The organism is Terrabacter aeriphilus (assembly GCF_039542985.1).
Classification (GTDB): Bacteria; Actinomycetota; Actinomycetes; order Actinomycetales; family Dermatophilaceae; genus Terrabacter; species Terrabacter aeriphilus.
Genome location: NZ_BAABIW010000028.1, coordinates 203,138 through 228,446 on the forward strand (window position 1 = coordinate 203,138; position 25,309 = coordinate 228,446).

The window sequence follows — 25,309 nt, forward strand, 5'->3', positions numbered from 1 at the left end:
AGTCGCGATATGTCGACGATATGTCGCGAGCGGTCGTTCGGCAAGACCTCGACGGATGGGTACGTGGAGGGTGCACAGGTCGGGCGCCGTCGGTCGACCTCGTCTCTACGGATGGGGCTAGAGGGTCGTAGAGCGCATCAGACCGGCGGGTCGTGACCGGATCGCGACGCGGGCGGCGTTGAGGTGGCGCCCAGGTTTGGCTAGCGTGCCCCGAACGGGGGGACGACGGCCCATGAGGAGGCCCAGGCATGGCGAGCAGTCAGGGGAGCGGGTCCGAGGTCGGTGCCGCGCGCAGCGCGGCAGCGACGACGGGGTCCGCGACGCGAGTCACACGCGGCGACACCGGGGGCGGTCCACCCACGCCACCGGCGGGGGAGAAGCGCACCGTCCGCATCCAATGGGCGCCCGCGGCTGCGCCGCGGATCCGCAAGGCGCTCGTCGAGGATTTGCTGGCGCGTGAGCTGCCGGCCGAGGTGGTCGACGAGGCCGAGATCGTCGTGAGCGAGCTCGTGGCCAACGCCATCCGGCACGCCAAGCCGCTCTCGGACGGTGCCATCCGCATCCACTGGAAGGTCAAGAACAACGTCGTCGAGGTCGAGGTCTCCGACGGGGGCGGCCCGACCGTGCCGCGCCCCGCACCCCCGACCACGTGGGCCCCGGGTGGTCGCGGCCTGCGCATCGTCCGCTCGCTCGCGCACGAGTGGGGCGTCATCGAGGAGTCCCACGGGCGCACGGTGTGGGCCTCGCTCGGCGGGCCCTCCCGCCGGCGCTCGCACTGACCCGAGCGCCGTGGTCCCCGAGGCGCCGACCCCCGAGCCGGAGCCCCGTGGCCCTCAGCTCCCCGACCCGGCGCTCCGCGACCCGGCGCTCCCAGACCCGGCGCTCGTCGTCCTCGTCGGGGCGTCCGGCTCGGGCAAGTCGACGTGGGCCGCTTCGCGGTTCCGTGCCGCCGAGGTCGTCTCGTCCGACACCCTGCGGGGGCTGGTCGGCAGCGGCCCGCACGACCTCGACGCTTCGACCGACGCCTTCGCGCTGCTCGAGCACATCGTGCAGGCGCGGCTCGGGCGCACCCTGACGACCGTCGTCGACACGCTCGGCTCCGATGCCGCGCGGAGGCGTCGCTGGCTCGACCTGGCCCGCCGCGCAGGCCTGCCGGCCGTCGTCGTCGTGCTCGACACCCCTGCATCGGTGTGCCGTTCGCGCAACGCCGCGCGCGAACGGGCCGTCCCCGCGCGCGTGCTCACGAGCCAGCTGGCGTCCGTCACCGGCACCGTCGCAGCCCTCGCCGACGAGGGCTGGGACGCCGTGCACCACGTCCGCCCCGCCGCCGACGCCACCCCGCCACCCGCCCCGGCCCGCACCTCTCCACCCGCTCCTCCACGAGCCGAGTCGACCCCGTGGGCCGACGCCCCGGCCCCGCGCGGGTTGCGCGGCGTCGTGCTGCAGCTCTCCCGCTTCCCGGCCGACGACGACCTGCTCCCGTGGGTGACGCGGATGGCCGGCGCCGCCGAGGCGGCCGGCCTCGCCGGCCTCGCGCTCATGGACCACCTCGTGCAGATCCCGCAGGTGGGCCGGGCGTGGGACCCGATCCCCGAGCCGTGGGTGACGCTGGGGGCGCTCGCCGCCGTGACCACCCGGCTGCAGCTCGGCACGCTCGTCACGCCGGTCACCTTCCGTGCCCCGGGCATCACGGCGAAGGCCGCCGCCACGCTCTCGGCCCTCTCCGGCGGCCGCTGCTTCGTCGGGGTCGGCGCGGGCTGGTGGGACCGCGAGCACGCGGCATACGGCCTCGGTTTCCCGGGCGCCCGCGAGCGGCTCGACGCGCTCGAGGCCGGCATCGAGACGATGCGGGCGCTCTGGGCGCCCGGCACGAAGCCGTATGCCGGACGCCTCGTCTCGCTGCCCGAGACGACCTGCTACCCCCGCCCGGTCGGGTCGATGCCGGTGCTCGTCGGGGGCTCGGGGGAGCGGACGCTGCGGATCGCCGCGACGCTCGGGGACGGCTGCAACGTGCCCTCCGGCGAAGGCGGCCTCGCGCGGCTCGACCGCTACCTCGAGCTCGTGCGGGAGCACGGTCGCGACCCCGGCGAGGTGCACGCGACGGTGCTCGACCTGCCGGTCGTCGGGCGCGACCGCGACGACGCGTGGGCGCGCGTGGAGCGCCACCGCGGACGCACCCCGGCTGCGGCCTTCGCCGCGCGCCACCACGCCGGCACCCCGGCCGAGCACCGCGAGCGCCTCGCCCGCCTGGTCGGGCGCGGCGTCACGACGGCCTTCGTGGCGCCCGTGGGGCTCGCGACCCCCGAGGACGTGCTGGCCCTCGCCCCGCTCGCGACCGCGTTCGGCTGACCCGCGGCGCGGCACTAGGGTGGCGCGCATGGGTAAGGCATCACGTCGTCCGCGCAGCGAGCGCGCTGACCGTTCCGCACGTCCGCTCCCGGCCCCGTTCGTGGCCCGGCCCTTCGAGGGCCTGCCGAACGAGACCGACTGGGTCGCGATGCGCGAGATCGTGCCGGCCGCCACCGCGACGGTGCGCCTCGCCGCCGACCGCGCCCCCGAGGGCGCCCCCGCCGAGGTGACGATCGCGACCGTGCTGCCCCTCGCCTGGCCGGGCCTGCACCGCGAGACCGGCGAGGTGCTCGTCGGCATCCAGTCCGGCAACGCGAGCGGCGACACGAGCCGCGACATCGCCTCCGCCATCGCCCTCGCCGCCGCGGCCGAGCCCGGCTCGCCCGTCACGGTCCTCCCGGTCGCCACCGCCGACAGCCCGCGCCTGCAGGACGTGCTCGACCCCGACGCCCCCTTCGAGATGCAGCTGCACGAGGGCTTCGACTTCTGGGTCGCCGACGCCGACCTCGACGCCGAGGGCAAGGAGTCGCTCGACCGCGCGAACGAGTCGGCCATCCCGACCGTCAAGCTCGACGCCGCGCCGTCGGTGTTCTGGTGCCGCATCGGCGAGCGGACCTACGTGCGCTGGGTGCTGCCCTTCGACGAGGACGCGGCCACGAACGCGCTCGCGCGCCTGCACGCCGCCGGCGAGAGCCACCTCGGCGGCGACGGCCGGCTGCTCGGCTGCTTCCGCTCGAGCGGCCTGCTCATCCCCGTCTGGGAGGTCGACCCGCAGGCCGGGGCCGCCGACTTCGAGGAGGCGGTCGCGGCGATGCGCACGAAGATCGACGCGGCGGCCGCTGCGACCGAGCCGCTCACCGCGGCCGAGCGGGGTGCCCGGGCCGGGCTCACCAACCGCCAGGTCACGCTGCGCTGACCCGCTGCCCGCCATGACGACGCCATCGCCCGCCGTTGCCGTCGTCATCCCTGCCAAGGACGAGGCGTCCCGGATCGCCGCGACGATCCGCGGCGTCCGCACCATCCCCGGGGTGGCGACCGTCGTCGTCGTCGACGACGGGTCGAGCGACGGCACCGCGACGGTCGCCGCCCGCGAGGGCGCGGAGGTCGTGCGGCTCGCGCGCAACCACGGCAAGGCCGACGCCATGATGAGCGGCCTCGGCCGGGTCACCGGCCTGCAGCGCGTCGGGCGCCTCGCGCGCGACGCCGCGGTGCTCTTCGCCGACGCCGACCTCGAGTCGTCGGCCGGCGCGGTCGGGGCGCTCGTCGGCCCGGTCCACCGGGGCGAGGCCGACCTCACCATCGCGATCCTGCCCACGCAGCGCGGCACCGCCGGCGGCCACGGCCTCGTCGTCGGCCTCGCCCGCACCGGCATCGAGGAGCTCACCGGCTGGACGCCGACCCAGCCGCTGTCGGGCATGCGGTGCCTCTCGCCGGCCGCCGTCGAGGCCGCGACGCCGTTCGCCCGCGGGTGGGGCGTCGAGGTCGGCATGACGGTCGACGTGCTCGACGCGGGCCTGACGATCCTCGAGGTTCCCTGCGACCTGCACCACCGGGTGACCGGCAGCGACTGGCGCTCGCAGGTGCACCGGGCCGCGCAGTACCGCGACGTGGCGCTGGCGCTCGGCGTGCGCCGCCTGCGCCGCCGCCTCGGCCCCGGCTGACCCACCCCACCCCCACCCCACCCCCACGCAACACACCGAGGAAGACGCAACGCACCGGCATCCGATCCCGGTGGTTTGCCTCTTCCTCGGTGTGTTGCCGGGGAAGAGGCCGGGAGCCTTCAGAGGTGGTGGCGGTCGCGGCGGCGGCGCACCGGCGCGCGGCGGGCCTCGATGGCGAGGAAGTGCATGACGGCCGATGTCACGAGCGGCACGGTGAAGAGCGCGGCCACGGGCGGGATGGCGGCGCCCGAGTCGTTCGTCAGGAAGCCGAGGACGGCCATCAGGATGACGGCGAGCAGGCCGCGGTGCAGCAGCGGCGCCTCCTCGAGCAGGCGGCGCAGCGGCTCGGTGCCGAGCCGGCCCGGCCGAGCGACGACGATGCCGACGACGACCATGAGGCCGACGACGACCACGAGCAGCACGGGCAGGTGGACCGCGAGCACGACGTTGGCCCAGAGCTTGCGCGAGACGACGTCCCACGCGCCGCCGTCGATGACCGTCTGGAGGAAGCGACCGGGGTGCGAGCGCTCGGCCTCGGGTCGGCGCCAGTCGAGGTAGCAGACGAGCCCGACGACGAGCCCGGCCGCGAGCGCGATGACCCCGACGTTGCGCACGGAGGTGCGCCACCCCATGACGCCCATGAGCAGGAAGCCGAGCGCGGGCACGAGGGCGATGGGGCCGCCGAAGTCGGCACCCCAGGCGGGCAGGACGTCGACGGCGAGCGCCGCGCCGCCCACGACGACGACCGCGGTGACGGCGAGCCGTGGGGCGTCGCGGCGCACCAGGGCGTGCGCGAGGGCCGCGCAGAGCAGCAGCACGGCGGCGGCGTACACGGCGAAGGCGACGTTGCCCATGCCGTAGAAGCGGCCGCCCACGAGCGGCTGCAGGCCGAAGATCGACGAGATCTGCAGCGCCGAGCCGGTGACGACGTCGATGCCGATGACGCCCGCCGTGACGGCCGACATGGCGGCGAGCGGGCCGAGCGCCGAGGTGTCCCACGGGCCCTGCAGGCAGACCACCGTCAGCACGGCGCTGATGGCGAGCACGAGGGCGAGCAGCAGCAGGACGAGCACCGGCGTCGTGGTCGAGGCCCGCCACCACGGCACGAGGTTCGCGAGGAACGTCGCGGCGGGCATGGCCGCCGAGCCCATCCCGACGAGCCGGACGAGGCGCAGCACCCGGGCGCGCGTCATCCGGTGGTCCCACGGCCGCGCGCGCCGCAGCACGAGCCAGAGGCCGCCCATGGCGAGCAGGGTGGCGCCGAGCCAGACGACGAGGAAGGGCGCGACGATGCGGTGCATCGCGTCGGCGAGCGTGTCGACGTCGGTGAGCGAGGTCAGCTTGGCGGCGGCCGTCGACTCGCTGTTGTTGGCGGCCGGCACGACGCTGAGGGCGCGCCCGCCGATGGCCGCGACGGGGGCGACGCCGCCGCGCTGGAGGATCGTCGCGGTGACGTCGGAGAGCTGGGCGACGCCGACGAGGCGCGTCGAGGCCGACGCGAGCATCCCCGGGGCGTAGTGCGGCCCGGTCGCGGCGAGCAGTCGCAGCCGCTCCTGGCGGTCGCGGTCGGCGAGGCCGACGACGAGCAGGTCGGCGCCGTTGGGCATCGCGTCGAGCACGATGTCGAGGCGGCGCTCGATGCCGGCGACCCGCTCGCGGTGGCGCACCGGGTCGGGGTCGGTCGTCTCGATGCCGCCGACGTCGACGATGCTGACCGGGCACTGGGCGAGGTCGGAGGTCAGGGTCGTGGCCTGGAACGGCGCGTACCTCGCCACCGTGCCGTCGGACGTCGATGCCGCGAGGGCACCGCCGGGGCCGACGGCCTGCAGGCAGCCCGGCCCCGCGGCGAAGCTGTCGCCGAGCAGGCCCAGGCGGGCCCGGAACTCGGCGTCGCGCGACGCGGTCGCGAGGGCGTCGAAGCCGTCGACGGTGAAGCCCGACGTCGCGTCGCCGAGCACGGAGGGCAGCGGCGCGCACTCCGGCCGCGCCTCGCCCGACTCGGGCCCGGCCGCCTCGCCGGCGGAGACGGTGGCCCAGCCGTCGGTGGGGCAGGTCGTGAGCCGCAGGCCCTTGACCGACACCGACGCGGCGGCGCCGTCGCGGAGCAGGCCCCACAGCGTGGGCGTGTCCTTCGCCGACACGTCGTCCCACGAGAGGCCGCCGAGGCCGACGACGACGAGCGACTCGCCCGGCCTCGGCTCGGCGGTCGGCGGCACCGGAACGGTCGTGCGGTTGGCGTAGGCGAGCGTGAGTCCGGCCACGAGCGCGACGAGCAGGACGACGAGCGTCTTGACGGGGTGGTGGCGGATCACGCATGAAGCGTACAAACCGGGTCTGTCCGTGGGGTTGCCGGCCACGGGCTGGAACCGGGCGGTGGTGGCCCCCGCCCGCGGCTAGGGTGGGCGACCGTGGACGACTCGACGCTGACGACCGTGGCCATCGCCGCCGTCGTCGTCGCGCTGCTCGCACTCGCGGTCGCGGTCGGCGCGCAGCTCCGCCTGGCCCGGGTGCGCCGTGACTTCGCCGTGCTCGGCGACGACGGCGTGACCGACATCGCCCGGGTCGCCGCCTCGCAGAACCACCGGATCGACCGGCTCGCCGCCGAGCTCGCGCGGTTGCGGGCGAGCCTCGAGAGCACCGAGGAGGACGTGCGCCAGAGCCTGCGCAACGTCGCCGTCGTGCGGTACGACGCCTTCGGCGACATGGGTGGTCGGCTGTCCTTCTCCGCGGCCGTCGTCGACGACCTCGGCGACGGCATCGTGCTCAGCTCGATCCACGCCCGCGGGGAGTCGCGCACCTATGCCAAGGGTGTCGTCGGCGGCCGCTCGAGCATCACGCTGACGCCCGAGGAGCAGCAGGCGCTCGTCTCGGCCACCAAGGGCGAGAGCGGCACGGCCCCGGCGGACCGCGGGGGCGCCTCGCCCGAGCGGGCCAGGGACGCGTCGTGACCCCGCCCCGCACCCCCGACGAGCTGCAGCGCTTCGGCTACCTCGGCCCGCGCGGCACCTTCACCCAGATGGCCCTCGACGCCTGGGACGGGGCACAGGGGCGTGAGCACCTGCCCTACGGGTCGGTCGACGCCGCGCTCGCTGCACTGCGGGCCGGCGCGATCGACGCGGCCATGGTGCCCATCGAGAACTCCGTCGAGGGCGGCGTGTCCGCGACGCTCGACTCCCTCGCGACCGGCGACCCGCTCGTCGTGCTCGGCGAGGTGCTCGTGCCGATCACCTTCGTGCTCTGCGCGCGCCCCGGGGTCGCCCTCGAGCAGGTCCGCAGCGTCGGCACCCACTCGCACGCGTGGGCGCAGGTGCGCGGCTGGATGGGCGAGCACCTGCCGGATGCCGTCTACGTGCCGACGCTCTCGACCGCCGCGAGCGCGGCCGCGCTCGGCGCACCCGGTGACGTCATGTTCGACGCCGGGGTGTGCGCGCCGGTCGCGGCACGCAACGAGGGCCTCGACGTGCTCGCCGAGGGGATCGGCGACAACGCCTCCGCGGTGACGCGCTTCGTCCTCGTCTCGCGGCCGGGCACGCTGCCCGAGCCCACCGGCGCCGACAAGACCACGGTCGTGCTCTTCCAGAAGGACGACCACGCCGGTGGCCTGCTCGAGCTGCTCGAGCAGTTCGCCGTGCGCGGGGTCAACCTGACCCGGCTCGAGTCCCGGCCCACCGGTGAGGCGATGGGGTCCTACTGCTTCTCGATCGACGTCGAGGGCCACGTGCTCGACGCGCGCGTCGGCGAGACCCTGATGGGCCTGCGCCGCGTGTGCGCCGAGGTGCGCTTCCTCGGCTCCTACCCGCGCGCGGACAAGGCCCGCCCCACGGTGCGACCGGGCACGGCCGACGCGGACTTCGACACCGCCCGGGCCTGGCTCGAGCAGCTGCGCGCCTGAGCCGGCGCCGGCCGCGCGGGCGGTCCGGGCCCGGGCCCGGAATGGGCGGAAAGGGCCGTCAGCCGATCGTCGCGCCCATCTTGAGCAGGAAGAGCGTCTCCTCGCCGACGACGCCGTCCGCCCCGATGCGGTTGGCGTCCTGCAGCCGCTGCACGGCGCGCTTCGTCGCGGCCCCGAAGACCCCGTCGACGGTGACGGTCGCCCCGGCGGCGCGCAGCGCGCGCTGCAGGGTGGTCACGTCCGGGCCCTTGGCGCCCTGCTCCAGGGTCGCGGTGCCGAGCGACCGGGCGATGAGCAGGACCCACGTGCCGGAGTCGATGCGGCCGGGCTGGGGCGCCGGGCCCTCGTAGGTCGCCTCGACCCGCTTGACGGCCGCCCGCGTCTGCGCGCCGTAGACGCCGTCGACGGCGACCGGCCCGTAGTCCGCGTCGTTGAGGAAGCACTGGAGCGCGCGCACCGCTGGTCCGCTCGCCCCCGGCGCGAGGACGGGGTAGGCCGTCAGCGTCCGCTCGCACGAACCGGCCACCGAGCCGGGGTCCGCCGTCGCGGTGGTCGCTGCGGGTGTGGGGGGCGTGGGGGCCGGGGTGGGCGACACGGTGGCGGGGGTGCTCGGCGGGGGCGTGGTGGCGCTCGGCGTGGGGCGGGTCGGGGTCAGCGGGTCGGCCGACTCGGTCGGCACGGGCAGGGGGTCGTTCGGAGCCGTCGTCTCCGGGCCGACTGCGGAGGCGGTCACGGACGGCGTCGCAGCGGCGGGCGTGCTCGGGGTCGAGCTGCTGCAGGCGCCGAGGGTCAGGGCGGCCGTCAGCGCGACCACCACTCCGGCGCCGGCGTGCCCGGTCCTCGTGCCCCGTGCGCCGTCCGTCGTGCGTGCGCGTGCTGTCCGTCGTGCCGGCCGTGCCATGGAGCTCCCCGTCGTCGTGTCGCCCGCCCCCGTGGGCGTTTCGAGAAGTATGCGGCCCCGCGACCGGGTGAGGCGAGCGCGACGCGGCGTGCCGGCATACCGGCTCGGCAACGATCGTGACGAGGCGGCGGTGGGGCGGGGACGGGGGCGCCGGTGCCTCCCGCACCGACGCCCCACGCACCGGCGGTGGCCCCCCGCCACCCACCGGTCTCCCTGCACGGTCCTCGGGCCGGCTGCCCCTCCACAGCCCCCTGCTGCAGCCCGACGACCACGTCCCCCTGCGAGAGAGAGTCGTGAGCGGGCAGCCTGATACATCCCGGATCGAGGTGTTTCGGGCGGGTCGATGTATCAGGAAAACGAGTACGCGCACTCAGTCCGGTGACAGGGTCTTTTCACACGGGGTCGACCGCCCCGGAGTCCGTCGCTGAAGGAGGAACGTCGATGTCAGAGTCGGGTCCCGACACCCCCGGCCGCCCCGAGCGGCCGCCGGTCCGCGCGCTCGACCCCGCCACGGCGCTGCGGCTGACCGACGGCGCGACGCCGCTGCCGGCGCTCTACCTGTCCGACCGGCTGCTGCTGCGGACGGTCCGTGGACGGCCGCGCGGGCTCGGCGACCTCCGCGAGGCGCTCGGCCGGCTGGAGCTCGACTTCGACGTGACGCCGCGCGCCGACGGCAGCCCGCGCGACCCCGACGCGCCCTCGTGGGGCACGAGCATCACGCTGCGGTCGACGCGCTCGCCCATCGACCCCGTCGACGCCTGGAGCGTGCTGCAGCGGCTCCGGGAGGCGGGCGACCCGGTCGCGGAGGCGCTCAGCCTCGAGCACGTGCTCCGACCGGCCGACGGCTACTGGGGCGGCGTGGGCGGCTACTGGGGCGGGGTCGGCGGCTACTGGGGCGGGGTAGGCGGCTACTGGGGTGGCGTGGGTGGCTCGGCGCTGCAGGAGTACGCCGTGCCCGGCCGCGGCGGACGGATGCCGGTCGCGCTGGCCCTTCCCGACCCCGCGCTGCGCGCCCGGCCCCTCGACCGCCACCCCGTCGTCGTCGTGCCCGACACGGCGGTCGCCGACCACCCGTGGTTCGGACCCACCTCTCGGGTCGTGCGGATGGAGCTGCGCGAGGGGCGGCTCGTGCCGCTGCTCACGACCGGGGGGCCCGGTTCGACGGGGTCGACGGGGGCGGGCTCGAGCCCGGCTCCGAGCGAGCCGGTGGGCCTGCTCCAGGGCCACGCGACGTTCATCGCCGGGCTCGTGCGGCAGGTCTGCCCCGAGGCGACCATCCTGTCGATCCGGGTCATGGGTGACGACGGCGTCGTCGACGAGAGCTACCTGCTCGACGTCCTGCAGGCCCTCCTCGACCGGCACGTGCACGGCCAGGAGCACGACCCCTCCGAGGTCGTCGACGTGCTCAACCTCTCGCTCGGCTACTACGCCGAGGACCGCACCTACACCTCCGGTCCCGTCGCCGACCTGCTCGACCGCTTCGCCGAGCGCGGGGTGCTCGTCGCGGCCGGCGTCGGCAACGACGGCACGAGCGCGCCGTTCGTGCCCGCGGCGCTCGCGGCCGAGCCGCCCAAGCGGGTCACTGCGAGGTCGGTGCCGCCGCTGGCGAGCGTCGGGGCGACCAACCCGGACGGCGCCAGCGTGGCGCTCTTCTCCAACACCCTCCCGCTCGTCAGCGCGGTGCGGGCCGGCGCGTCCGTCGTCAGCACCCTGCCGCTGACGAACGGGATGGGCCAGCCGTCGTCGCAGGTCACCACCGACGGCGCCGTGCGGTGCACCGTCGACCCCGACGACTACACCGGCGGCTTCGGGGTGTGGAGCGGCACGTCGTTCTCGACCCCCGTCTTCGCCGCGGAGCTCGCCGCGACCCTCGTCGACGAGGGCGACCTCACCGACGTCTCGGCCCCCGCCATGCGCAAGCGGGCGATCCGGGCCCTGCGCACCTGCATCGGAAGGACGAAGCCATGACACCGACCCCCACCGCCTCCGACGGCCTGGGCACTCTCGCGGGCCGCGCCTTCGCGGCCTACCGGGAGGGCGAGCGCGAGCGACTCTCCGAGCTCGTCGACCTCGTGACCCCCGTGCTGTGGAACGCGGCCCGATCGCAGGGCGGCTCGCCCGCCTCGTGCGAGGACGCCATCCAGACGGCGTTCCTCCAGCTCGTCGACCGCGCCGACTCGATCCACGAGCCGGCCGCGGTGCTCGGCTGGCTCGTCGTCGTCGTCAAGCGCGAGGTGTGGCGCATCGGCCGCGGCGCGCGCCGCGAGATCGGCGTCGAGGAGGTGCCCGAGGCACCGGCCCAGCAGCTCGGCCCGGAGGCCCAGGCGGTCCTCACCGAGCGCCAGCGCGTGCTGTGGAAGCACGTGTCGAGCCTGTCACCGCGGTGCCAGGAGCTGCTCCGCGTCATCGCGTTCGCCGACCGGCCCGACTACGCCGCGATCGCGCAGGCGCTCGGCATGCCGGTCGGCAGCATCGGCCCGACCCGCGGCCGGTGCCTCCAGAAGCTGAGGACGACCCTCGGCTCCGACCCCGGATGGGCGGCCTGACATGTCATCTCACACCGACGCCCTCGACGACCGCGACCTCGCCAACCTGGCGCACGTGCGGGATCTCTTCGCGCACGCCGACCCCGTGCCCGGCGAGCTCGCGGAGCGGGTGAAGTTCGAGATCACGGTGCGGGCGCTGCACGCCGAGGTCGCCGAGCTGATGGACTCCGCCCTCCTCACGACGCGCGGGGCGGAGGCCGGTGTCGGGGCGGGGGTGGAGCCGACGCCGACCGACTCGGTGACCTTCACGGCCGCGTCGGTCAGCCTCATGGTCTCGGCCGGTCCCAGCGAGGCCGCCGACGGCGACCTCGTGCGGGTCGACGGCTGGGTGACGACCCCGGGTGCGCAGATCGAGGCGGTGACCTCCGAGGGGAGCTCTGTCGTGATTTCGGATGCGCACGGCCGGTTCGTTCTGGATGATCTACCCCATGGGCCGGTGCACTTCGTCGTGACCGACCCCGACGACAAGGACGTGCGTCCGGTCATCACCCCGACGATCCAGATCTGAGACCCGGGCCTGGGCTTCGTGCGGGAGCGGGTGGCCGGCGCCTGAGGGAAGGCCGGCGGGACCATCGATCTGCTCGAGAGCGCCCGCACCCTGCGCGAGCAGGGCGCCGCAGCCAACGTCGCGGGACGCCCGGCCGAGGCGGCCCGGCAGCTCGCGGCCGCCCTCGACCAGATCGACCGCGCGGGGGGCGCGCGGCCCACGGTCGCGGCGCTCGAGCTGCGCTGCAAGACCCTCATCACGCTGGCGCTGACCGAGTTCATGCTCGAGGGCCTCGAGCCCGCCCGGCTGCGCCTCGCCGAGGCGGAGGAGGTCGTCGACGCGCTCGGCGACGACGCCCTGCGGGCCCGGCTCGACTACCAGCGGGCCAACCTGCACGGCCGGGTCGGTGATCTCGCGTCGGCATGGGCCGGCCTCGAGGGCGCGGTGCGCCGGCTCGACGCCTTCACCGAGCAGGAGCAGTGCTCGGTGCACCTGAGCCGCGGCATGCTCGCCTTCGAGCTGCTGCGCCCGCAGGAGGCGCTCGACTCCTTCAGCGAGGCCGCCCGGCTCGCGCGCGACCTCGGTGCGCGCGAGCAGGAGTTCATGGCGCGGCACAACGAGGGGTATGCCGCCTACCTGCTCGGCGACGTGCCGCGCTCGCTCGCCGACATGGCCGACGCGGAGGAGGTCGAGGCCGACGTCTGGAAGGGCCCGGCGCGCCTCGACCGGGCGCGCGTGCTCCTCGAGGCGGGGCTCGTCAAGGAGGCGGCCGAGGCCCTCGACGCCGGCCTCGCGTCGCTGACGGGCGAGGGGCACGACCAGATCCGCGCCGAGTTCGACCTCGAGCTCGCGAGGGCCAACCGGCTGCTCGGCCGCCTCGACCTCGCGGCGGCTGCGGCAGCGGCGGCGCGCCAGGCCTACGCCCGCCTCGGGGCGACGGCCTGGGAGGCCAAGGCGGTGCTCGTCGGGCTGCTCGTCGACCTCGACCGGGAGCGCCGGGCGAACCGGGACCCCGAGGGAGCGGTTCCGCCGGCGCTCGCGGCCCCCACGGCCGCGACGACGGCAGCAGCGACGGCAGCGGCGACGGCCGACGCGCTCGTCGAGTCGGCGACCGAGCTCGGCGACCCCGAGCTCGCCGACGCCGCGCGCGTCGTCGCCGCCCAGGCCCTCCTGCTCGCCGGTGACGCGCCCGCCGCCAACACCCGCCTGCTCAGCCTCGAACGCGTCTCGACCGGGTCGCTCTCCGACGAGCTCGACGCAGCCGCGGTCACGGCGATGACCCTCGTCGCGACCGGTGAGGCGGCACCCGCGCGGCGCATCCTCGCGCGCGCGTCGCGTCGGCTCGCGGCCGGCCAGGAGGGCAGCGCGAGCCTCGACCTGCGCACGGCGAGGGCGGTGCACGGCGCCCGCCTCGCCGAGCTCGACCTCGAGCTGGCCGTGCCGCGGGGGAGCGCGGCGGTGCTCGAGGCGCTCGAGCGCTGGCGCAGCGCCACCGACCGGCTGCCCTCGCTCGGCCGACCCGACGACGAGCGCCTCGCCCGGCTGACCGAGGCGTTGCGCGCGGTGCGGGCCCAGGCGCGTGGCGAGGCCGACCCGGCCCAGCTGCGCGAGCTCGACGAGCACGCCGCTCGCCTCGAGCGCCAGATCCGCGACCGCGACTGGGCGCTCAGCCGCAGCGGTGCGGCCTCGCGAGCGGTGCCGGTGCGTGTGCGCGAGGCACGCGACCACCTGCTCCGGCTCGACCGCGACCTCGTCTGGTTCTTCCGCCACCGCGGACGGATCGGCGCCGTCGGGGTGGTCGGAGGCCGGGCGCACCTGCGCGACCTCATGCCCGCCGACCGGGCGGCCGAGCTCGCGCACCGCGTGCGGGCCGACCTGCGGGCAGCCGCCACGCACCACCTCGGTCCGCTGGCCGGCGCCGTGTGGTCGTCGTTGCGCAGCAGCGCGACCGAGCTCGACGACGCGCTGCTGCGGCCGTGGCGCACCGACCGCGGGCTCGTGCTCGTGGCCTCGCCCGAGCTGACGGCCCTGCCGTGGGCGCTGCTGCCCTCGATGGGCGGGCGGCCCTTCACGAGCGCCTTGTCGCTGACGTCGTTCGCCCGCCGGGCCGCGGGGCGCGACGCCGCGGCGCACGCGCTCCTGGACGTGCCGGCGGACGTGCACGTCAGCGTGGGCCCGTCGGTGCCCCGCGCCGCCGCGGAGGGGCGCGCCATCGTCCGCACGTGGGGGGCGACGGCGCGGCTCGCCGAGCCCTCCCGCCGGGGCGAGCTCGTGGCCGCCCTGGCCCGTCCCGGCATCGTCCACGTCGCCGCGCACGGCACCCACCAGCCCGAGTCGCCGCTCTTCTCCTCGCTCCAGCTGCACGACGGCCCCGTCTTCGCGCACGAGCTGCAGCCGACCGGTGTGCGCGCCGACCACGTCGTGCTCTCGGCCTGCGACGTCGGCCTCGCGTCGGCCCGGCCCGGCCACGAGTCGCTCGGCCTCGCCCTCTCGCTGCTCTCGCTCGGCGCGCGCTCGGTGGTCGCGGCCGTGGCGCCGGTGCCCGACGACGTCGCCGCGGCCGCGATGACGCGCCACCACGCGCTGCTCGCGACCGGCGTGCCGAGCGACGAGGCGCTCGCGCGGGCGGTCGCCGAGACGGAGGGTGTGGCGGCCGCCTTCCTCGGCCTCGGCGGCCGGCACCAGCCCTGAGCCCCGGGCGTCAGGGGGTGGCGGCGCGGAGCTGCCGGATCTCCTCGCGCTTGCGCAGGGCCATCGCCAGGGCGATCCGTCGGGCGTCGATCGAGATCTCGCGCAGCATGCCGGAGATCGGGTTCGTGTAGCCGACGTACCAGAGGCCCCGGGCCCCGCGTGCCGTGCGACCGCCGCTCTCGACCGGCCGGCCGCGCTCGTCGAGCACGCCCAGGTGCCCGACGAGCGGCTCGAGCCCCTGGCCGTAGCCGGTGGCGAGCACGACGAGGTCGGGCGTGATCCGCGACCCGTCGGCCAGCACGACGGCGTCGCCGTCGAACGCTCGGAGGGCCGCGACGGGCTCGACCGCACCGCGGCGGATCGCGTCGACGATCCCGACGTCCTGCACGGGGATCGCGTTGTCGCGCTCGACCCGGGTGAGCAGACCGGTGTCGGGCCGCGGCAGGCCCCGGGCCGAGAGGTCGGGCACCTGCAGCCGTTCCACGACCGCCGCCGCGCGGTCGACGAAGGCGGCGGGCAGCCGTCGCACGGCGATCCCGGTGTACTGCGCGGCATACGGCCCGGTGTTGCGGCGCAGGATGTGCGGCACGGTGCGCACGGCGAGCCGCACCCGGCCCGCGCCGTGCTCGACGAGGTCGACCGCGAGCTCGGTGCCGGTGTTGCCGGTGCCGACGACGAGCACGTCGCGCCCGGCGTGCGCGGCGCCGTTGCGGTAGTGCCGGGCGAGCGCGACCTCGCCCGTGTAGTCCGCCAGCCCGGGCACGTCGGGCTCGCGCGGGGTGTGGTTGAAGCCCGTGGCCACGACGGCGTAGGGCGCCGTGAGGCCCGTGCCGTCCTCCAGGGTCACCGTCCACGACCGCCCGTCGGGCGTCGGGTCGACCCGGCTGACGCCGGTGCGCAGCCGCACGTCGAGGTCGTGGTGGTCGGCGTAGAGCTCGAGGTAGCGCACGACGTCGTCGCGGGCCACCCACCGGCCCATCTCGCGCGGGATCGCCAGCCCCGGCAGCCCCGACAGCTCACGGGGCGTGTGCAGGTGCAGCCGGTCGTAGTGCGCCCGCCACGAGCTGCCGACGCCGTCGCTGCGCTCGAGCACGACGGCATGGAGACCGCGCTGCCGCAGGGCGGCCGCCGTCGCGAGCCCGGCGGGGCCGGCCCCGATGATGTGGGCGTCGACAGGTCGGTTCGCTCGGGTCACGCCGCGAATCTAGTCCGCCGGCGTCGGGGTCGGCGGCGCTTCGAGCACGTCGACCCCGTGGTGCAGCACCCGGATCGGGCGCAGCAGCGCCTCGACGTCCTCGTCGACGCGGCCCCGCACGACGAGCACGTCGGCCGGGGCGCCCGGCCGCAGCCGACCCGCGCGGCCGGCGATCCCCAGGGCGTCGGCGGCCAGCCCGGTCACCATGGCGAGCGCACGTTCGGGTGCCACGTCGAGCTGGATGACGACCTGGGTGACCCCCTGCACGAGCACGTCGTGCGGCTTCGGTGGCCCGATCCCGGCGTCGGTGGAGAAGAAGCACCGGGCGCCGCTCGCGAGCAGGCCCCGCACGTGGTCGAGGATGGCCGGCATCCGCGCGGCGATGGCCGGCGGCAGCGGACCGGGCGCGGCCCCGCCGGTCAGCGACACCGGGGTGCCCGAGCGGACGAGGCGCTCGACGAGCGCCGGGTCCCGGGCGACGCCCTCGGCCGTCATGAAGGTCGCGTGCTCGATGGTGTCGACGCCCGCCTCCAGCGCGGCGGCGACCCCGTCGGTGCCGTGGGCGTGGGCGGCGACGGGCAGCCCCAGCTCGTGGGCCGTGCGCACCACCGACCGCACCGCTACCGCGCCGAACTGCGACTCGTGCGGCAGCGACCCCGGCGTCACGTTGCCCCCGGTCACCATCACCTTGACGACGTCGGCGCCCGCCGCGGCCAGCCGGGTCACCGCGGACCGGAGCTCGGTCACGTCGGAGCACTCGCCGCCGAGGAACCAGCAGTGCCCGCCGGGGGTCGTGAGGGCCGGCCCTGCCGCGAGCACTCCCGGCCCGGCCGCGGGGGCGCGGGCCAGCTCGTCGCGCAGGGCGAGGGTCACGAGGCCCCGGCCGCCGAGGTCGCGCACCGTCGTGACGCCGGCCGCGAGCGCCCGCCGCGCGTTCGCGCGGCCGCGCGCGAGGAGGGCGTCGTCGTCCGCGGCCTCGTGCCAGGCCAGGGGTGCGGGCGAGCAGTCCCACGTCAGGTGCTGGTGGCCGTCCACGAGCCCCGGCAGGATCGTCGCGTCGCCGAGGTCGTCCACCCGCACGTCGACCGAATGCTCCCGGAGCGGCCCGACCTCGACGATGCGCGGCCCGTCGACGACGACGTCGGCGCCGCGCCCGTGGTCGGGGACGAACCGCTCGCCGTCGAACACCCGTCGCGCCCGCAGCACGTGCATGGCCGACCCCCTTCCCCACCCGTCGCTCCGATGGTCTCGCCGTGCGCCGGGCCGTGGGGGGTTTCCGTCGGATCGGGGCCTGGTGCTCAGTCGGTGCCGAGGTGCTCGCTGACCCACTCGTGGAGCGGGCGCACCGTGCGCCAGGTGTCACGCACCCGGTCCAGCGCCTCGGTCGTGGCGAGCCAGTCCGGCGCGCCGTGGTCGCGCACGACCATGAGCTCCTTGTGGCGCAGCGTCTCGATGCGCGGGTGGTCGGCGGCATACCCCCGCGGGGTGGTGCGCACCCGCTCGCCGAGCTGCTCGAAGCCCTCGGCGTCGAGGGCCGCGAGCACGCGTTCGAGCGCCGTGCCGCTCGCCGGCGCGTCGACGGCGGCCCGGAAGCGCCGGGTCGTCGCGGGACTCGCGGCCCGGAAGCCGCCCCCGGCCCGCAGCCCGTCGGCGCTGACCTGCACGTAATAGCCGAGCACCGAGCCCGACCCGACGAGCGCGCCCTGGTGGGTCTTGTAGGGCGACGTGTCGGCGCTGAAGCGCACGTCGCGGTTGGGCCGGAAGAGCTTCGCCGGACCGAACTCGTCCTCGAGCGCGTCGAGCAGGGCGAGCATCGGCTCGCGGACGTCGCGCTCGTAGGCCGCCTTGTGGGTGAGCCACCAGTCGCGCGAGTTGCGCTCCTCCAGCTCGGCGTAGAAGGACAGGGCGCCGGGCGGGAAGCCGGCGAAGGGGGTCGGCGGGCTCATGTGGCGACTCTGACACCGGGACCGGGTTGTTAGGCAAGCCTTGCCTGTGCTTTCCTGAATTCCGTCACGTCGCTGTGGCGTAATTGCTGGGAACATCCTGAGAGAGAGGGCACGCCGTGCTCGCGAGCAACGCGCTCATCGGACTCCGCGAGGGACTCGAGGCCGCCCTGGTGGTCGTCATCCTCGTCGCCTTCCTCGTCAAGTCCGACCGCCGCTGGGCGCTGCGCCACGTGTGGACCGGCGTCGGGGTCGCCGTGGCCCTCTCGGTCGCGCTCGGCGCGCTGCTCACCTACGGCACGAAGCAGCTGTCCTTCGAGGCGCAGGAGCTCATCGGCGGCAGCGCCTCGATCCTCGCCGTCGGCTTCGTCACGGTGATGGTCTTCTGGATGAAGTCCGCGTCGCGCACCATCTCGGGCGAGCTCAAGGGCAAGCTCGACCGCGCCCTCGACCTCGGCCCCTTCGCGATCGCCCTCGTCGCCTTCCTCGGCGTCGGGCGCGAGGGCCTCGAGACCGCGATCTTCTTCTACGCGACGACCGAGGCAGCCGGCGCGGGCAACAACCAGCCGCTCATCGGCTGGGTCGTCGGGCTCGCCGGCGCCGTGGTGCTCGGGTGGCTCATCTACCGCGGCGCGGTGAGGATCAACCTCGCCGTCTTCTTCCGCTGGACCGGCATCCTGCTCGTCGTCGTCGCGGCCGGCATCCTCGCCTACGGCATCCACGACCTGCAGGAGGCGCGTTTCCTGCCCGGTCTCACCACCCTGGCCTTCGACGTCAGCGCCACCGTCGACCCGGGCAGCTGGTACGCCACCCTGCTCAAGGGCATCTTCAACTTCACACCCGCCACGACGCTGCTCCAGGCGGTCGCGTGGGTGCTCTACGTCGCCGTCGTGCTGACGCTCTTCCTGCGCCCGGCCCGCCCCACCCCGGCGACGCCCGCCGCCGCGTGCCCGGCCGGCTCGCGCCCCACCGTCGCCGCCTGACGCGGCCCCCCTTCTCGCACCGAAGCACCACAGGAGACCTCGCCATGCCCCGCCCCACCCTGCCCCGCACCGCCCTGCCACTCGCCCTCACGCTCGTCGCCGGCCTCGGGCTCGGCGCGTGCACCGACAAGCCCGCCGCGACGGCGGGCTCGACCGCCGCCGGCGGCGCGGGCGGGCCGATCACCGTCGAGGCCACCGACACCGCCTGCACGCTGAGCGCCACGACGGCCAAGGCCGGGACCGTCACCTTCCAGGTGAACAACACCGGCACCAAGGTCAACGAGTTCTACCTCTACGCCGAGGGCGACCGCATCGTCTCCGAGGTCGAGAACATCACCCCGGGCCTGACGCGCGAGCTCAAGGTCGAGATCACCGAGCCCGGCACCCTGACGACCGCGTGCAAGCCGGGGATGGTCGGCGACGGCATCCGGGCACCGTTCACCGTGACCGGCACGGCCGTCAAGGGCAGCGCCGACGCCACGGTCGCCACGGCGATCACCGACTACCGGGCCTACGTCGCGTCGGAGGCGGACGAGCTCGTCGAGAACACCGAGGGCTTCGTCGCGGCCGTCAAGGCCGGCGACGTCGCGAAGGCCAAGTCGCTCTACGCGAAGGCGCGCCACCCGTGGGAGGCCATCGAGCCCGTCGCCGAGAGCTTCGGCGACCTCGACCCCAGGATCGACGGCCGCGAGGACGTCATCGCCGACGGCATGGAGTTCACCGGCTACCACCGCCTCGAGAAGGACCTCTGGAAGGACGGCCTGCAGAAGGACTCCGGCGCCATCGCCGACCGCCTGCTCGCCGACGTCACCGAGATCGCGGGCAAGAGCAAGACCGTCGAGCCCACCGCCCTGTCGATCGCGAACGGCGCCAAGGCCCTGCTCGACGAGGTCGCCACCGGCAAGGTCACGGGCGAGGAGGAGCGCTACTCGCACACCGACCTCTGGGACTTCGACGGCAACCTCGAGGGCTCGCGCCAGGCGCTCGCCGTGCTGCGCCCGGTCGTCGCCGAGCGCGACCCCGCGCTGCAGAAGGCCCTCGACGCCCGCTTCACCGAGCTGTCGAGCCTGCTGGCGAAGCACCACGACGGTGCCGACTACGTCAGCTACACGGCCCTCACCGACGCCGACATCAAGGCCCTCACGGTCTCGCTCGACGCGCTCTCCGAGCAGGTGTCGAAGGTGCCCGGAGTCCTGGAGGCCAGGTGACCGACGGGGGCCTCAGCCGTCGCCGGCTCCTCGGCGTCTCCGGGACGGCCGCAGTCGCGGTCGCCGGTGCCGGGACGGCGTATGCCGTCTCGCGCGGTGACGACGCCGGCGCGGCAGGCGCCCCGTCGCCCACCGCAGCGCCTGCGCTGGCGCTCGACGCGGCCGTCCCGTTCCGCGGCGAGCACCAGGCCGGCATCGTCACGCCCGCGCAGGACCGCCTGCACTTCGTCGCGCTCGACGTGGTGACGACGGACCGGGAGCAGCTGCGAGCGCTCCTCGAGCAGTGGACGCGGGCGGCCGAGCGGATGACGGCCGGCGCCGAGGCCGCCCCCGGCGGCCTCGTCGGCGGCGGACCCAACCGGGCACCCGAGGACACGGGCGAGGCCTACGGGTTGCCGGCATCCGGCCTCACGATCACCATCGGCTACGGCCCGTCGCTCTTCGACGACCGCTTCGGCCTCGCGCCGAGGCGGCCCGCCGCGCTGCGGGAGCTGCCCGCCTTCACCGGCGACCAGCTCGACCCGCGCCGCACCGGTGGCGACCTCTGCATCCAGGCCTGCGCGAACGACCCGCAGGTCGCGGTGCACGCCGTGCGCAACCTCGTGCGGCTCGGCTTCGGCGTCGTGGCCGTGCGGTGGTCGCAGCTCGGCTTCGGTCGCACGTCGTCGACCTCGACCGCGCAGGCCACGCCGCGGAACATGTTCGGCTTCAAGGACGGCACCAACAACCTCAAGGCCGAGGAGCCCGAGGGCCTCGCGCAGCACGTGTGGGTGGGGCCCGACGACGAGACCGGTGGCGGAGCCTGGATGGCCGGCGGCTCCTACCTCGTCGCCCGTCGCATCCGCATGCACGTCGAGGTGTGGGACCGGACGAGCCTGCAGGAGCAGGAGGACGTCATCGGTCGCGACAAGAAGGAGGGCGCCCCTCTGGGCCAGACCAAGGAGTTCGACGCCCCCGACTTCGCCAGGAAGAGCCCCGACGGCACGCCGGCGATCCCGATGAACGCCCACGTGCGCCTCGCCCACGAGAGCCACCTCCGCGGCATCCGGCTGCTGCGCCGCGGCTACAACTTCACCGACGGTTCCGACGGCGTCGGGCACCTCGACGCCGGCCTCTTCTTCCTCGCCTACATGCGCGACCCCGGTCGGCAGTTCGTGCCGATGCAGCGCGCGCTCGCCAAGGCCGACGGGCTGAACGAGTACATCGAACACAATGGCTCGGCCGTCTTCGCGTGCCCGCCCGGCCTGGCGGACGGGGAGCACTGGGGGCAGGCGCTGTTCGCCTGACCCTCAGCCGGTGCCGATGCGCCCGGCGATGATGCTCGTGACGACGACCGACGTGATGGTCACGGTCGCGAAGCCGGCGATGATCATCTTCGGCAGGATCGCGTGCTCGATGGCCGCGACCTCCTCGGGCGTCTCGCCGGCGGCCTTGGCGGCCTCCTGCGACAGGATCATCGTGCCGGGGAAGCCGAAGAGCGACGTGAGCCCGATGGAGACCGACATCGGCACGCTGTAGCCGAGCAGCCTGCCCACGAGCGCCGAGGCCCCGGCGATGCCGGCCACCCCGAACACGAAGGCGAGCAGGAGCGGCAGGGCGAGGGCGCCGACGTCCGCCGGCTGCACGGTGGCGAGGGGGCCGAAGACGAGGATCATGATCGCGAGCATCATGAGGCCGAACGCGTCGATGCCCGAGAGCATCGCGGGCTTGAAGATGCCGGCCGTGCGCAGCCCGATGCCGAAGAGCAGGGCCACGACGAACGTGTTGAGGATGCCGTCGGTGAGGTTGTTGATGCCGAGGCTGGCGAGCACGACGAGGCCGACGACGAAGAGGGTGCCCGGCGTCGTGCGCAGGGCGGCGGGCAGCCTCGAGGTCTCGGTCGCCGTCGCGGACTCCTCGACCTCCACGGGCGCGAGGTTGCCCGCCCGGAACTCGCCCCTGAGGCGGGTCGCCTCACGCCGCAGCAGGATCGAGGTGAGCGGGAAGCCGACGAGGCCCTGGAGCGCCGCGATGAGCACGGGGAAGACGGCGATGCTCGTCAGGCCCACGCCGAGGGCCGCCTCTTGGACGATGAGGACCGAGATGGTGCCGCCGCTCAGGGCGCCGGTGCCCGCGACGACGAAGTCGAGCGCCTGGGCGTAGCCGTCCTCGGCCGCGCCGCTGATCCGGTCGCCGAAGAGCAGTCCGGCGACGAGGAGCATGACCCCGATGCCCACGACGGTGGCGACGCCGATGACGAAGGTCTTCCACTGCGCCTTGAACTCGTCGAGGCTGATCATCGTGCCGAGGTGCACGATGATGAAGCCCACCACGACCCCCGCGAGGCCGAGCAGCGACGAGCTCGCGAGGAGGTCCTCGGGGAAGACGTCGGTGAGGAAGCCGACGAGGAAGATGATCGAGGCGACGAAGAGCGACGACAGCAGCGACTTCGTCCTCTTCGCGACGAAGTCGCTGATCGTCCAGACGAGCATGACGATGACGAACGCCAGAACCGGGTTCATGTCGCCCAGCCTCGCGCAGCCCCCGGGGCGGCGCGTCATCCGCACAGGGTGACTCGGCGGGCCCCGGTCAGGTGATGCTGACGCGCACCGTGAGGCTGCCCGGGCGCACGCGGGCGCTCACCTCGGAGGCCTCGCCGATGACGTCGCCGTCGATCTGCACCGGCACCGGGCGGTCGGTGCGCACGCGGATCTCCTTGCACACCTTGTGGTCGAGCGTCGGGTGGCCCTTGCGCTGCCGCGTGGCGACCCGGGTCGCCACCGGGACCCAGCCGACGACGCCGCGCGGCGAGGCGATGACGGCGTCGAGCTGCCCGTCGTCGACGCGCGCGTTCGGCATGAGCACGAGCCCGCCGAGGAGGCGTCCGCAGTTGCCGATGACGACCATGCGGGCGCGGCGGCGGAACTCGAGGTCGTCGTCGACCTTGACGCCGATGCGGAACTCGGGCGACACGAGGTGCTTGAGCCCCGAGACCATGTAGGCGGGCCAGCCGACCTTGGCCTTGAGGTTCTCGTTCGTGCCCGCCATGATCTGCGCGTCCATGCCGATGCCGCTCATGACGAGGAAGTGGTGCGTCTCCGGCACGTCGTCGCCGTCGTCCGGCGCGTCTACGGCCGGCACCGCGCCGACGACCAGCTCGCCGACGTCGATGCGCCGGTTGCGACCCGTCAGCGCGACCGCGACGGCCGACTCGAGGGCGACCGGCAGGTCGAGGTTGCGGGCGAGCAGGTTGCCGGTGCCGGCCGGCAGGATGCCGAGCGGGGTCTCGGTGCCGACGAGGGCACTCGCGACGTTGCGCACCGTGCCGTCGCCGCCGAGCGTGCAGACGACGTCGACGCCGTCCCGCACCGCCTGCGCGGCCTGGCCCTGGCCCGGGTCCTCGACCGTCGTCTCGTAGAACAGCGGCTCGCCCCACCCGTTCGCGACGCACGTCCCCGTGATCCGGGCCCGCACGGTGGGCAGGTCGGCGAACTTCGTCGGGTTGATGACGACGCCGGCGCGCTTGACCGGCGCCGGCATCTCGTCGTCGCCGTTGCGGAAGTGGGCCCGTGGCGGGCGCGGGCGGCGGCGCAGCGTCGCCGCCGACTCCGGCGCGACGCGGGTCAGGACCACCCCTCCGACGACCAGCGCCAGCACGACGAGGCCGGCGATGATCCACGGCAGGTAGTCCTTGAGCACGAAGACATACGGTATCCCCCGCGCGCGGCCTGCCCGAACCCGCGCCGTCCGGCCGGCCCACCCGCCCTACGCTGGGCGCATGACCGAGCCCACCGACCCCGGGCCCTCGACCCCCGACACCGCCGACTGGACGTGGGTGCTGCGGCGGCCCTGCCCCGACTGCGGCTTCGACGCCGACTTGCTCCCGGTGGAGGAGGTGCCGGCGTTCCTGCGCGATGCCGGGCAGAGGTATGCCGTCCGGCTCGGCCGCGACGACGCGCGCACCCGCCCGGCGCCCGGCGTGTGGTCACCGCTCGAGTACGCCTGCCACGTGCGCGACGTCTGCGACGTCATGCGGGGCCGGCTCGGGCAGGTGCTCGCCGGGGGCGGCGACACCGTGCACTTCGCCGACTGGGACCAGGACGCGACGGCCCGCGAGCGGCAGTACTGGCGGGCCGACCCCGACGTCGTGGCGCGCGAGGTCACGACGGCGTGCGACGCGGCGGCGACGGCATACGCCCTGCCGGAGGGTACGCAGTGGGCGTGGCCCGCCCGGCGCAGCAACGGCTCGGCGTTCACGGCCCGCACGCTCGCCCTCTACTTCGCCCACGACATCCGCCACCACCTCCGGGACGTGACCGCATGACCCTGCCCATCGACGTGCTGCTCCGGCTGCCCGACGCCCGCACCCCCGACCCGCACGACGCACCCCCGATCCGGTGGGGCGTGCTCGCGCCCGGCGGGATCGCGCGCACCTTCGCCGACGCGGTCGCGGTCGGCACCGCGTCGTCGGTCGTCGCGGTCGGGTCGCGCAGCCGCGAGCGGGCCCAGGACTTCGCCGACGAGTTCGCCATCCCGCGCGCGCACGGCTCCTACGAGGACCTCGTCGCCGACGACGAGGTCGACGCCGTCTACGTCGCCTCGCCGCACTCCGAGCACCGTGACCACGCGCTGCTCGCGATCGGCGCCGGCAAGCCGGTGCTCGTCGAGAAGGCCTTCACCCGCAACGCCGCCGAGGCGCGCGAGGTGCTCACCGCGGCCTCGGCGCAGGGCCTGCTCGCCGTCGAGGCGATGTGGAGCCGCTTCCTGCCGCACTACGACGTCGTGCGCCACGTCGTCGAGACCGGCCTCATCGGCGAGCTCGTCGCGGTGTTCGCCGACCACGGGCAGCACCTCTTCCCGGACGGCCCGGCGCGCCTCTCTCAGCCCGAGCTCGCCGGGGGCGCGCTGCTCGACCTCGGCGTCTACCCCGTGTCGTTCGCCGACCTCGTGCTCGGCGCGCCGGCCTCGGTCTCGGCCACCGGCACCCTCACCGACCTCGGCGTCGACGCGACGTCGACGGTCACGGTCACCGGCGCCCAGGGTGCGCACGGCGTGCTGTCGTGCACGATGTCGGCCGCCACGCCCTGCACGGCCGTCGTCGCCGGCACCGAGGCGCGGCTCGAGCTCTCCGGCTCCTTCTACGGCGCCGGCTCGACGATCCGGCTCGTCGACCGCTCGAACGCCGTCGTCGACGAGCGGGTCGGCGGGCTGCCGGAGAACGTGCGGGGCTTCTCCTACGAGGCCGCCGAGTTCGCCCGCTGCCTCGTCGCCGGCGAGACGGAGTCGCCGCTCGTGCCGCACGCCACGACGGTGCGCGTCATGGAGACCATGGATGCCGTCCGCCGCCAGGTGGGGGTCGTCTACCCCGGCGAGTGACGGTCGCAGGCGCCCGACGGGCTGCCCCTCTCGGGCGTCGGTGCAACCGATCGGGCGGGTCGGGCGGTCATACTGCTGCCACCACCACCGCTCGACCC

Annotated in this window: 22 protein-coding genes; 15 read left to right on the forward strand and 7 right to left on the reverse strand. The window is 75.2% G+C overall.

What is annotated here, in order from left to right:
• Window positions 1-248: 248 nt before the first annotated feature.
• Genes ABD979_RS19530 through ABD979_RS19545 form a run of 4 tightly spaced genes read left to right on the forward strand, consistent with a single transcriptional unit; the run spans window position 249 to window position 4,010 of the window.
• Window positions 249-779 carry an ATP-binding protein gene (locus tag ABD979_RS19530; RefSeq protein ID WP_345509204.1) on the forward strand — a complete coding sequence of 177 codons (531 nt, stop codon included), beginning with the start codon at window positions 249-251 and terminating at the stop codon, window positions 777-779.
• A gap of 10 nt (window positions 780-789) precedes the next feature.
• Entirely contained in the window at window positions 790-2,349 is a 1,560-nt protein-coding gene (locus ABD979_RS19535; protein WP_345509205.1) for an LLM class flavin-dependent oxidoreductase, read from the forward strand.
• Window positions 2,350-2,377: 28 nt separating this feature from the next.
• A complete protein-coding gene (locus ABD979_RS19540; RefSeq protein ID WP_345509206.1) occupies window positions 2,378-3,265 on the forward strand; it encodes a DUF5926 family protein in 888 nt (295 codons plus the stop codon).
• A 13-nt stretch (window positions 3,266-3,278) separates the two neighbouring features.
• A complete protein-coding gene (locus ABD979_RS19545) occupies window positions 3,279-4,010 on the forward strand; it encodes a glycosyltransferase family 2 protein (RefSeq protein ID WP_345509207.1) in 732 nt (243 codons plus the stop codon).
• Window positions 4,011-4,129: 119 nt separating this feature from the next.
• Here ABD979_RS19545 and ABD979_RS19550 read toward each other — a convergent pair whose 3' ends face one another.
• Window positions 4,130-6,322, reverse strand: coding sequence for a hypothetical protein (locus tag ABD979_RS19550; RefSeq protein ID WP_345509208.1), 2,193 nt, complete (start codon window positions 6,320-6,322; stop codon window positions 4,130-4,132).
• Window positions 6,323-6,418: 96 nt separating this feature from the next.
• Here ABD979_RS19550 and ABD979_RS19555 point away from each other — a divergent pair, with 96 nt between their 5' ends.
• Window positions 6,419-6,958, forward strand: a complete 540-nt coding sequence (locus ABD979_RS19555; protein WP_345509209.1) for a DUF4446 family protein — start codon at window positions 6,419-6,421, stop codon at window positions 6,956-6,958.
• On the forward strand, window positions 6,955-7,902 hold the full coding sequence (pheA, locus tag ABD979_RS19560; protein WP_345509210.1) for a prephenate dehydratase: 948 nt from the start codon (window positions 6,955-6,957) through the stop codon (window positions 7,900-7,902). Before ABD979_RS19555 ends, pheA begins: the two co-directional genes overlap by 4 nt.
• A 58-nt stretch (window positions 7,903-7,960) precedes the next feature.
• Here pheA and ABD979_RS19565 read toward each other — a convergent pair whose 3' ends face one another.
• Window positions 7,961-8,635, reverse strand: a complete 675-nt coding sequence (locus tag ABD979_RS19565; protein ID WP_345509212.1) for a peptidoglycan-binding domain-containing protein — start codon at window positions 8,633-8,635, stop codon at window positions 7,961-7,963.
• Between the two features lie 609 nt (window positions 8,636-9,244).
• Here ABD979_RS19565 and ABD979_RS19570 point away from each other — a divergent pair.
• The 4 genes from ABD979_RS19570 (at window position 9,245) to ABD979_RS19585 (ending at window position 14,527) form a co-directional block, all read left to right on the forward strand.
• A complete protein-coding gene (locus ABD979_RS19570; RefSeq protein WP_345509213.1) occupies window positions 9,245-10,771 on the forward strand; it encodes a S8 family serine peptidase in 1,527 nt (508 codons plus the stop codon).
• On the forward strand, window positions 10,768-11,349 hold the full coding sequence (locus ABD979_RS19575; RefSeq protein WP_345509214.1) for an RNA polymerase sigma factor: 582 nt from the start codon (window positions 10,768-10,770) through the stop codon (window positions 11,347-11,349). Before ABD979_RS19570 ends, ABD979_RS19575 begins: the two co-directional genes overlap by 4 nt.
• Before the next feature lies 1 nt (window position 11,350).
• Window positions 11,351-11,857 carry a hypothetical protein gene (locus ABD979_RS19580; protein WP_345509215.1) on the forward strand — a complete coding sequence of 169 codons (507 nt, stop codon included), beginning with the start codon at window positions 11,351-11,353 and terminating at the stop codon, window positions 11,855-11,857.
• Window positions 11,858-12,115: 258 nt separating this feature from the next.
• Complete coding sequence (locus tag ABD979_RS19585) at window positions 12,116-14,527, forward strand: CHAT domain-containing protein (RefSeq protein WP_345509216.1); 2,412 nt, start codon at window positions 12,116-12,118, stop codon at window positions 14,525-14,527.
• A 10-nt stretch (window positions 14,528-14,537) separates the two neighbouring features.
• Here ABD979_RS19585 and ABD979_RS19590 read toward each other — a convergent pair whose 3' ends face one another.
• From ABD979_RS19590 to ABD979_RS19600, 3 genes are all read right to left on the reverse strand, one after another.
• Window positions 14,538-15,722 carry a flavin-containing monooxygenase gene (locus ABD979_RS19590; protein WP_345509217.1) on the reverse strand — a complete coding sequence of 395 codons (1,185 nt, stop codon included), beginning with the start codon at window positions 15,720-15,722 and terminating at the stop codon, window positions 14,538-14,540.
• A gap of 9 nt (window positions 15,723-15,731) precedes the next feature.
• Entirely contained in the window at window positions 15,732-16,934 is a 1,203-nt protein-coding gene (locus tag ABD979_RS19595) for an amidohydrolase family protein (RefSeq protein WP_345509218.1), read from the reverse strand.
• Between the two features lie 86 nt (window positions 16,935-17,020).
• Window positions 17,021-17,668, reverse strand: coding sequence for a DUF2461 domain-containing protein (locus ABD979_RS19600; RefSeq protein ID WP_345509220.1), 648 nt, complete (start codon window positions 17,666-17,668; stop codon window positions 17,021-17,023).
• Window positions 17,669-17,784: 116 nt separating this feature from the next.
• Here ABD979_RS19600 and efeU point away from each other — a divergent pair, with 116 nt between their 5' ends.
• The 3 genes from efeU to efeB are packed head-to-tail and all read left to right on the forward strand — an operon-like array spanning window position 17,785 to window position 21,142.
• Entirely contained in the window at window positions 17,785-18,648 is an 864-nt protein-coding gene (efeU, locus tag ABD979_RS19605; protein ID WP_345509221.1) for an iron uptake transporter permease EfeU, read from the forward strand.
• 44 nt (window positions 18,649-18,692) lie between these two features.
• Window positions 18,693-19,856: an iron uptake system protein EfeO gene (gene efeO / locus ABD979_RS19610; protein WP_345509223.1), complete on the forward strand. Its 1,164-nt coding sequence runs from the start codon at window positions 18,693-18,695 to the stop codon at window positions 19,854-19,856.
• Window positions 19,853-21,142 (forward strand): iron uptake transporter deferrochelatase/peroxidase subunit, encoded by a 1,290-nt coding sequence (gene efeB / locus ABD979_RS19615; protein WP_345509224.1) that lies wholly within the window; start codon window positions 19,853-19,855, stop codon window positions 21,140-21,142. The genes efeO and efeB overlap by 4 nt, the downstream gene beginning before the upstream one ends.
• Before the next feature lie 3 nt (window positions 21,143-21,145).
• On the opposite strand, the gene ABD979_RS19620 is transcribed toward efeB, so the two are convergent.
• Together ABD979_RS19620 and ABD979_RS19625 are read right to left on the reverse strand one after the other, a co-directional pair.
• Window positions 21,146-22,357, reverse strand: a complete 1,212-nt coding sequence (locus ABD979_RS19620) for a hypothetical protein (protein WP_345509226.1) — start codon at window positions 22,355-22,357, stop codon at window positions 21,146-21,148.
• A gap of 67 nt (window positions 22,358-22,424) precedes the next feature.
• Window positions 22,425-23,534 carry a diacylglycerol/lipid kinase family protein gene (locus ABD979_RS19625; protein WP_345509227.1) on the reverse strand — a complete coding sequence of 370 codons (1,110 nt, stop codon included), beginning with the start codon at window positions 23,532-23,534 and terminating at the stop codon, window positions 22,425-22,427.
• Window positions 23,535-23,613: 79 nt separating this feature from the next.
• Between ABD979_RS19625 and ABD979_RS19630 the strand changes: the two genes are divergently transcribed.
• The gene (locus ABD979_RS19630) at window positions 23,614-24,159 is read left to right on the forward strand and encodes a DinB family protein (RefSeq protein ID WP_345509228.1); all 546 of its coding nucleotides are present in this window, start codon (window positions 23,614-23,616) and stop codon (window positions 24,157-24,159) included.
• The gene (locus ABD979_RS19635) at window positions 24,156-25,211 is read left to right on the forward strand and encodes a Gfo/Idh/MocA family protein (protein ID WP_345509229.1); all 1,056 of its coding nucleotides are present in this window, start codon (window positions 24,156-24,158) and stop codon (window positions 25,209-25,211) included. Before ABD979_RS19630 ends, ABD979_RS19635 begins: the two co-directional genes overlap by 4 nt.
• Window positions 25,212-25,309: the final 98 nt, after the last annotated feature.

Coding starts and splice junctions, on each gene's coding strand:
- ABD979_RS19630 (WP_345509228.1), top strand. CDS start 23,614: ATGACCGAGCCCACCGACCCCGGGCCCTCGACCCCCGACACCGCCGAC.
- ABD979_RS19575 (WP_345509214.1), top strand. CDS start 10,768: ATGACACCGACCCCCACCGCCTCCGACGGCCTGGGCACTCTCGCGGGC.
- ABD979_RS19570 (WP_345509213.1), top strand. CDS start 9,245: ATGTCAGAGTCGGGTCCCGACACCCCCGGCCGCCCCGAGCGGCCGCCG.
- ABD979_RS19595 (WP_345509218.1), bottom strand. CDS start 16,934: ATGCACGTGCTGCGGGCGCGACGGGTGTTCGACGGCGAGCGGTTCGTC.
- ABD979_RS19635 (WP_345509229.1), top strand. CDS start 24,156: ATGACCCTGCCCATCGACGTGCTGCTCCGGCTGCCCGACGCCCGCACC.
- efeO (WP_345509223.1), top strand. CDS start 18,693: ATGCCCCGCCCCACCCTGCCCCGCACCGCCCTGCCACTCGCCCTCACG.
- ABD979_RS19585 (WP_345509216.1), top strand. CDS start 12,116: ATGCTCGAGGGCCTCGAGCCCGCCCGGCTGCGCCTCGCCGAGGCGGAG.
- ABD979_RS19530 (WP_345509204.1), top strand. CDS start 249: ATGGCGAGCAGTCAGGGGAGCGGGTCCGAGGTCGGTGCCGCGCGCAGC.
- ABD979_RS19545 (WP_345509207.1), top strand. CDS start 3,279: ATGACGACGCCATCGCCCGCCGTTGCCGTCGTCATCCCTGCCAAGGAC.
- ABD979_RS19580 (WP_345509215.1), top strand. CDS start 11,351: ATGTCATCTCACACCGACGCCCTCGACGACCGCGACCTCGCCAACCTG.
- ABD979_RS19620 (WP_345509226.1), bottom strand. CDS start 22,357: ATGAACCCGGTTCTGGCGTTCGTCATCGTCATGCTCGTCTGGACGATC.
- ABD979_RS19600 (WP_345509220.1), bottom strand. CDS start 17,668: ATGAGCCCGCCGACCCCCTTCGCCGGCTTCCCGCCCGGCGCCCTGTCC.
- ABD979_RS19540 (WP_345509206.1), top strand. CDS start 2,378: ATGGGTAAGGCATCACGTCGTCCGCGCAGCGAGCGCGCTGACCGTTCC.